This is a genomic window from Pontibacter silvestris (assembly GCF_020907275.1).
Taxonomy (GTDB): Bacteria; Bacteroidota; Bacteroidia; order Cytophagales; family Hymenobacteraceae; genus Pontibacter; species Pontibacter silvestris.
This window is the reverse complement of record NZ_JAJJWI010000040.1, coordinates 19,301-28,077: the sequence shown is the minus strand read 5'-3', so window position 1 is coordinate 28,077 and position 8,777 is coordinate 19,301. Positions and strand designations below refer to the sequence as shown.

The 8,777-nt window shown below is 42.2% G+C and carries 6 protein-coding genes; all 6 read right to left on the bottom strand.

What is annotated here, in order from left to right; translation table 11 throughout:
* Positions 1-739: 739 nt before the first annotated feature.
* Positions 740-1,717 carry a DUF6624 domain-containing protein gene (locus tag LN995_RS20535; protein ID WP_229962966.1) on the bottom strand — a complete coding sequence of 326 codons (978 nt, stop codon included), beginning with the start codon at positions 1,715-1,717 and terminating at the stop codon, positions 740-742.
* Between the two features lie 127 nt (positions 1,718-1,844).
* Positions 1,845-4,046, bottom strand: coding sequence for a peptidase domain-containing ABC transporter (locus LN995_RS20530; RefSeq protein ID WP_262910544.1), 2,202 nt, complete (start codon positions 4,044-4,046; stop codon positions 1,845-1,847).
* A gap of 33 nt (positions 4,047-4,079) precedes the next feature.
* On the bottom strand, positions 4,080-6,476 hold the full coding sequence (locus tag LN995_RS20525; RefSeq protein WP_229962965.1) for an outer membrane beta-barrel family protein: 2,397 nt from the start codon (positions 6,474-6,476) through the stop codon (positions 4,080-4,082).
* A gap of 42 nt (positions 6,477-6,518) precedes the next feature.
* Complete coding sequence (gene gwsS / locus LN995_RS20520) at positions 6,519-7,565, bottom strand: grasp-with-spasm system SPASM domain peptide maturase (RefSeq protein ID WP_229962964.1); 1,047 nt, start codon at positions 7,563-7,565, stop codon at positions 6,519-6,521.
* A 2-nt stretch (positions 7,566-7,567) separates the two neighbouring features.
* On the bottom strand, positions 7,568-7,786 hold the full coding sequence (locus LN995_RS20515; protein ID WP_229962963.1) for a hypothetical protein: 219 nt from the start codon (positions 7,784-7,786) through the stop codon (positions 7,568-7,570).
* Complete coding sequence (gene gwsG / locus LN995_RS20510) at positions 7,777-8,775, bottom strand: grasp-with-spasm system ATP-grasp peptide maturase (protein WP_229962962.1); 999 nt, start codon at positions 8,773-8,775, stop codon at positions 7,777-7,779. The genes LN995_RS20515 and gwsG overlap by 10 nt, the downstream gene beginning before the upstream one ends.
* Positions 8,776-8,777: the final 2 nt, after the last annotated feature.

Sequence of the window (8,777 nt, the reverse complement as noted above, 5' to 3'; positions counted from 1 at the left end):
TATGTGCTTGTAAAACGGCCCTTTTTTGATACAACCTATTTCATAACTAGACAGTTTGGAACGGGATGATATTGCTTGGGCTGCAAAGAACAGCAGAAAGCTGCAGCAGAATGCAGGAAGTTGCCATGAAGTGCAGCATAATACAGCGGACTGCCACAATTAGCAACGAAGCGCCTAGGCTCCTGTTATTATTGCTGCAGCGAGTTCAACGGCCGCAACAGATTGCCACAGGATGCAGCGAAGTGCATAGGCGCTTTTAAAGAAGGCCTTAATTTCGATTTGAAATGCGGTTGAAGCTATCACAAATAGCTTTTGCTTGTAGTTGCTAGGCAAGCTGCCCCAGCCAAAGCATGCGAAGGTGTAAAGTAACGGGAAAGTCACGGTGAGGCAGTGTCCCATGGCCTTCCCGTTCTTTGCCTAACGTAGTGCTTGAGCCATGATTTTATTATTCTTCATCAAAGTATCAGGACATGTGATTTAAATCTGTATACTTAATATAAGGCTTACTTGATTTTCATCAACACCGGGCGCATCAAGTCTGCGGGAAGTAACAAACTCTTTCTGTACAACATACTACCGGAAATTCCTCAACGTTGGGACCAGTTTTCGGCGCTAGGGTAAACATGAAGCGGTAAAGAGCGGACGGATACCACACGGATACCACAACTTTTAAGCTCTTGCTCGCTGCTTTGAAGATAGAGTAAGAACTTTATTAATTGTATAGCATAGGCTAAGTATGCTATTTTTTACTCTTTTCCTTTAGCTGGAAAAAACGTTTACGATACATTTTTTTGATCTGGGGAAGCCGTCTACTGTAGTCCTCCAAATCCCATGGAAACCCTTCTTCGGCCAACGCCTCTTTTAATGGTTTCAGACCTACCTCCGCCCGTAACTCATCTACCCTTTGTGGATATTGTAGAGGGACCAGGTAGCTTTTGGTAGGGTCATCCGACAGAATCTTTTGTGTGCCGTATATCTGAAACTTACCCTCATTCATTAAAATACGATCTTGTAAAAAGGCATACTGCCACGGCGCGGCATTTCCTGCCTCAACCGCCTGACGCATTAGGGGCAGGTACTTGTGCTGCACCACAGAATCTTGTACGTGTTGTATTGCTAAAAAGTAAGCCTGATTCCCTAACTCTCCTACCCTATCGAGCCCCAGCCATCCTTTCGTCTGAAGTAGCTCTTGTATTTTTTTTGCATTCACTTCGTCTATCATCTTCATACGAGCACGGATGCTTTTTGCCTCCTGGCTTTCCCTTCCATAGACTTGATACGCCTCTAGAAGAAGGAGACGAATGCCTTGGTCACTGGCATGGATATCTTCCAACGTTTGCTTCGCGTCAGCATCATAGCTAGCATCAATTTGCTGGATTTTTTCTATTAAGCTTCTCCACCTCCTATCGGTGTGCAGGGATACAAATGCCGTATCTTTTTTCACCTCATCCAGAAAAGAGCTATCCTGTACAATTGCGTGAAGCAATGCAAAAGCTTGTACATCTTCCTCTCGTGCTGCAGCGGCACGGGCCGCCGAGTACGTCTCGTCTTGCTCCATTGCATATGCGGAAAACAGTTGAAGGCAAGTTTCTGCAAGTTCCTCTTCATCTCTGTTCTTTAAATGATTAAAAGAATGCTTTACTAGTTCCTGATAGGACTGTGCTATGCTAGTGGAAGACAGCATAATGTATAATATGATGATAAATACTTTTCTCATAAAGTGGATGTTTGCTTCTATACTGCGTAAGATTTGCCTAGGTAATTCTCCTGTCAAATCAGCCCATGATTTCACCTACACCAGCACGAGCAAGATACCTAACATGGAAGTATACTTTGGCAGTCACTTAATTTCCTAGCTCCAGCTGATTCTTTATCAAGCTAAAGTATTCCGCCTTTTTACTCACAAGCGTCGAGTGATTACCCTGCTCAACTACCTGTCCGTCCTTTAACACTATAATATTATCCGCATTTTTGACGGTGGAGAGGCGATGGGCAATGACAATGACTGTTCTTCCTAGGAAGAACTCAGTCAGGTTCTGGTGGATAATCTTTTCATTCGCTGCGTCCAAGGCGCTGGTGGCTTCATCCAAAAGTATGTAACGTGGGTTCTTATAAACAGCACGTGCTATGAGTAGCCGCTGCTTCTGCCCTCCAGAAATACCGTTGCCCACTGCCCCCACCTTCGTCTTTTCCCTAAGAGGCAAAGACTCTATGAATTCCTGGAGGTTAGCAATACGTATGGCATTCCATAACCGAGTATAGTCAATCAGCTCATCAGAGGTGGCAATGTTTCGCTCAATGGTGTCTGCGAAGATAAACCCGTCTTGCATGACCACTCCACAGTTTCTCCGCAAACTTGATGCAGAAACCATTGTTAGGTTAACATTGTTGAAGCACACCTCCCCGTGCGTCGGCTCATAGAACTTCAATAGGAGTTTCATGAGCGTTGTTTTACCGCTGCCACTTGCCCCTACGATGGCTGTCGTCGTACCTTCTGGAAATAGCAGATTAATTTCTTTTAGTACAAAAGGTGAAGAACTGGCGCCATATTGGAAAAATAAATCTGATAACTTTACACCAGGCATCTCCCCAATTGGTAAGTGCTTTCCTGTCAAACCTAATGGCTTCTGATCAACCTGTTCCTCCTCTGGGTGATTTTGCACTTCATTTAATCTTTCCAGACTCAACTTTGCATCCTGGAAAGAACGGAAAAAAGTGACCAGTTGACTAACAGGTGCGTTCATTTGCCCAATAATAAAGGACACACTTAATAGTTCCCCCATGGACATATTCCCGTTGATAACATAAGTGGCTGCCAGAAAAGTCACCACAATATTTTTGGTCTGGTTGATAAACTCGAAACCTGATAATTGGACCTGCTCCAGCTTAAGTATTTTCAAGTTTATTTCAAACAGCTTAAGCAGGTTCTGCTTGAGCCCCTTTCGCTTCATGTCCTCCACCTGGTTCAGCTTCATCTCCGTCACGCCACTGAAGATCTCATAGATGTTCTCTTGATTCTCACTGCGCTGCCTAAACCGTAAGTAGTCTAAAATGCTCCGCTTATATAGGAAGTAATAAAACCAAATAATGGAAATCCCTGTCAATACAGCATAAACAAGCAGGATAGTCAGGTCGTAATAGCAAAGGATTACTAAGAAAGCTGAAAGCGTAATCACTGAGAAAAAAGTCAGTAAGCTTTGGGACGTGAGGAAAGCCTCGATGCGTTCATTGTCCTGAATTCGCTGGTTAAAGTCACCCATCATTTTCGTTTCAAAGAATCCCATGGGAAGTTTAAGTAGCTTCTTCATGAAGTCGGAAACCAAAGAGATGTTAATTCTCGCCCCCACGTATAAAACAATCCAATTACGGAAGATCTCAATTGTTAAGGAGCCTACAAATAATGCCAGCTGTGCCATCAAGATGAGCTTTACCATGCCCATATTCTTAGGACTTACTCCTAAATCAATAAGATTCTTCATTAAGACAGGTAGCAGCAGGGCAATACCGCTGCCAGTGAGCAGTAGCAGCAGCAACTGTAGAATCTGTCTCTTATAAGGTTTGAGGTAGTCAAGGAAGTACTTTATAGACAGCCCATCACTTTGAATTGCCTCGACTTTATAAAATTGCTCTGTCGGGTCCAAGTATAAGGCTATGCCCTCCGTGTTTTCAGATAGCCAGGACTTCTTGAAACTGCCTTCATCGATGGTAATATAGCCAAATCCCGGATCAGCAATTCTAAAAGTACGCTGATTAGTAACATGCTGGTTTTTGACCTTCTGCAAAACGACAAAATGGTTTTGATTCCAATGAAGAATGCACGGCTCAGCCAGAGAAACCAGCTCCTCCAAGGTTAGCCTTGTAGCGATCGGATTGAAGCCTATTTTTTTTGCTGCCTCACTAATCCCTAGTAGGGAAACACCGTCTTTGGTGAGAAAGCACTTTTCCCTCAAATACTGGAGGGAATACTTCTTCCCGTGCAAACTGGCGACCATAGAAAGGCAGGCAGGCCCACAGTCCATCTGATCATGTTGAGGAGTAAATACCATTTGTAAAATATGTATAGAGTAAAAGTTTAAATCCTATAGTCTACCTTTTTCTTCCGCGCTGCTTCGCTCTACTTTCTTCGCATTGAAGCTTTTACCTAGGCTAAAGTTGTACTGGAGCTGCAGGCTAACAGTTTGTGTCTGTTTTTTTGCTCTGATGGAAGTTTCCAATCCTTTAAATGAGGTGTCGCTGTGTAATCTCCAGGAGTTTAAAACATCATTGACCTGTAGCCTGGCTGATAATTTATTTCGCATAAATCTTTTTTGAACACCTATATTAAGCTGATAAAAATCCTGCATAACGGATACTCCCTGGTTAAATTTAGAGACATACAATCCGGTTACACTAACATTGTAGCCTTTGGGGATTTGTATCTGCTGCTGCGACTGGACATAGGCAAATGGCAAATTATTCTCAAGCCCCTCAAACCCGTACTCTTGGTAAATCCCAGAAATGTTGGTATAACTGGACCACCACTCTGCTACCTGATAAGGCACAGACAGCGAAAGGCTGTAAGATTTCATGTGCTGAGAATTGATCCAGAGCGTGTTTATCGAAGAATTCTCGAGGTTTGGGATAGGCACTTGCTGGATTCCATTCCGCATGTCACTGTATGCGACTGATATCGAATATGTGTCTTGAAGGTAAAAACTCAGGTCCACAGAGTTATCGATCTCTGGATTGAGGTAGGGATTTCCTGTATAAGTGGTAAAGTCGTTTGTGTAATTCACGAACGGGTTTAGGTAGCTGTAGTGTGGGCGATTAATATGCTTGCTATAGCTGAAAGTAAAGTAATTACCCTTCTCTTCATTCGTGTATCGCTTAAGGTTGACGTTTGGAAAAAGGTTGAAGTACGCCTGTTGGTTCTGCTGTTTTAGCGTAAGTGAATATCCCTCACTGAAAGTCTGCTCTCCCCGCAGGCCTAAGTCATATTCCACATTAAACACCTTGCCCTCAAGTTTGAAATAGCTAGCTATAATTTTCTCCGAGTACTCAAACGCATTGCTGAGCCCTGTCACATTAACCCAACGGTCTTGCAGATAATCGAATACAATGTTATTACCGATCGATGACTGACTATACTTGAACCCGCTGGACAACTTTAAATCATTTCTAAACCCTTTGTTTACCTGAAGGCTCACGGTAAAAATATCTGACTTACTGCTCCCTGTGTTTCTATAGATGGAATCCTGCTCTGCACCACTCTCTTGGTGCGTGTAAAGAGATTTTGCATTATTTTTAAAGCTGTCTTTATTTTGGGTGAAGTCACTTAAGAAGGTTATGGTGGACCCTAATGTGTCTAAGGTGTGCTCATAATGTATGCCGACGTTGTCATAGCTTGTTTGAAGGCTCCTAGGATAGTTTCCCTTCAGTCGAAATGCGTTAGCGGTTTCTACATTCCGCAGATCTATTAAAGAGTTAATGACCGTACTGTTATCGTTTTCATAGTGCATATACTCAATGCCGGCCGATTGTGCTGGAGAGAAATCTATAAATGCGCCAAGCCTTGTGTTTGTTACTTTTTTGTCTATCATACCGGTATCTACTGCGTTGTAGGTGACCAGGCCGTTCATCCTTCGCTCCTGCTTTGTGTCAAAGAATTCTTTCGGCTGATCATAAGAAAGACTTCCGCTTAATCTAAGATTTCCCTTCTTGTAGTGCAACGTAGCACCGTTATTGAAACTACCGTACCTGCCCTGTGTATAGCCTCCGCTTACTGAACCTATCAAACCCTGTTCTTTGGGATTACGGTAGATGATATGTATCAAACCTCCGATACTAGCCTCATACTCTGCCGGAGGGTGCTTTATAATTTCAACAGATTGAATATTTTCAGAACGAAGGCTCCCCAGAAAGTTCAGTAAGTCAGCTCCTGTAAGGTTCAGTAGCTTATCATTCAACATGACTTTTGCATCTGTCAATCCGTTCAGTTTAACCTGGTCATTCAGCACTAGAACGCCAGGGGCCATTTGCAGGAGCTCTAATGAACTCTTCCCCACCAAGAACTCATTGCCCTCCACCGTCATTATGGTTTTACCTAATTCGTGCTTAATCATATTCTCTCTAGCCAACACGGTAACCTCTCCCAAGCTGATTTCCTTTTGTTTCATCACCATAGCAATTGCCGTCTGGGGCGCATTAATTTCTATTACTTGTGACATATCAGTATGAGACATACTATGTGCTCTAAGTGTGAACGTGCCGTAGTGCGGAACAGGAATCAGAAAAACCCCGTCTTCATCTGTAAGCTTTTCTATTAACGCTGTGTTCTCTGCTCCTGCGGCATACAGGCTGACCATAGCATAGGCTATTGGCTTGTTCTGATCATCAGCTATTTTGCCGGTTAAGGTAATTTGAGCAGTGGCATGCCCAGCTAGTGACACAAAGAACACCAGTATCATGACAGCTGTATTTTTTGTAAAAAACCTCATAGAAATAATGTTAATGGTAAAAGAACTAGTTAGGGGAAATACTCAGGCAAAGTTTGCTAAATAAGGATCATAAGTACATTTTGCAGGTTTAGAGAGTATATCTCCTGGAATGCTCGTGTAGGCTCTGCAATCAGAGCAAATGTTACGAAACTCGCAGTCTTTACACACGGTGATGCTCTCTTTACTAATGTTCCAGGCTTTGATAAAGTCTTTGTCCTCCAGCACACGTGCGATAGGAGTGTCTTTGACGTTACCAAAACTCCGCGGGAGTGATGGACAATTTTTAATATCACCATTCTCATCAACAGAGACTTTCCTATTTAAACAGGAGTTGTGTCTTACATTTTCTGCATACCCTTGCACACTATCTGGGATGCTCATGGATCGCAGATTGATAGTGCCGCAGGATGCACAGGAATCTACAGCCTGTGTTGTGAATAGTACCTTTTTAAACACTTCGCGTACGTCATCATGTTGCTCTAAAAACTTGTTTTCTGGAGACCCATACACAATAATTAAATCTAAAACTGGGTACTTTTTCACAAGTCTGTGATAATCCATGCTATCTATCAGAGCATTGTACCTGATTATCATTTGTACAGCGGTGATTGCTGTAGGAGCCGTGAGCTCCAAAATGGATTCCAAATAACTTATCTCCGTTTTTTCATAGAACCTAAGCTGCACATCCAAGCATCCTAAGTCATCCAGCTGCTTAAGAATATCTTCGAAATCATGGTTGATATTCCTAGAGTCAATAATTGCGTTGGTTACCTTTGAAGGGTGATCCCAATCAAGGGAAATAGCTGGGAACAGAGTAATGTCCTGTACAAAAGTTCCCAGATTATTAGCTTGAAGAAAATTTAGAAATTCTAGAAAATATGTCACGTCTTTTTGAGCTTCAAACGAATTGATTACCGCGCCAATCTTGTCAACCCTAAAGCGAGAGATCAAGTCACAGTAGGCATTATCAATGAAGTACAAGTTCTTGTGCGCCACATCGATAATTGTGCTTCGTGAGAATCCTCTTGTTACAAAGCAATTCGCGTAGAGGTAGAAATAATGGTCTGTATGTTGTTCTAGGCTAATCATGGTTAATCAATTTCATTGAAATTTATAATCTTGGATATGAGCTTACTCGGTTGCTGGTACTCAATGTCACAGTCCAATCTTTCATTAAACTTCTTAAAGTCTGTCAGGCTATAGTTCTCATCTTTTTCCAATAGTTCATTGTAAATGATGAAGTTGTAAAACAGAGGGTAATGCATTTTGGCAGCTTCCCTCAGGGCAAGTTCTTTTAAATCTATATACATGATAACTTCTCGGCTATGATTTTTTCGATTTGATAGTTACAAGGGATAGAGGTCATTGAAAATTGTCCCACAGGATTGATTTCTAAGAAAACATGTTCCCCTTTCTCATCCACCATAAAGTCAGCAGATCCCGTGGTGAGGTTCAACACCTGAAAAAGCTTGGTTAATAAAGCACTAGTTGCATCTGGTAGTTGATAAGGAACCATTCGGCTGGCAAGCTTCGCTTTACCTTGCTTTCTATAGTCCGTTTGAGTTGCCTTATCAGATTGAGAAAAGATGGCCATCGAATAAAAAGCGCCTTCTAAATAAAAAGATCTTACTTCATAAAGCTTCTTCACCTCTTTTTGAATGAGGGATGGAAAGAAAGAAGTACTTAGCTTGGAGGTAATTGTGTCTAAGGTAAGTCGCTCAGTGTAAGAATAGTATCCATGAAGGTTTGTAAACAGGTATACTCCGTCCGAAATGGCTTTTGTGATGATGTTGTTACAGTATTCCTTCGTGAGCCTGATCAAATCAGCTTTTGTGCTTACCACAAAGGTTTCTGGAACTGAAAGACCAAGACTGGTGGCTAAATATAACACCTTAAGCTTATTTAGTTTCCGGTGCTCGTATTTGCCAATTACCTTCACACTTGTATTTTCAATGTAGTAGTGTATGAAGTCAATTAACTCATTAGCTTCCTTTAAAACATGCTCTTTGTGATACGAAGTTTCCTCATGAAACAGGCTTTCCTCCAGCACCTGGGAATCATTCACCAAGTCCTGTACCGTAAAACCACTTCTTCGCTCCAACACAGCATTAAAATCTAGAAGGTTATAGGTTTGACCGTTACGTTTGACAACTAGCTCCTTCTTCTTAAGATCTATGTGCTGTAAAGACATGCTACGCTCATTCTTGTTAATCCTTAGGAAGGATTTTTCCATGGAGACGAGCCATCGGGTAATCAGCTGAGTGGAGTAATCGTACCGTTGCGACAAAAGTAGTATCATAG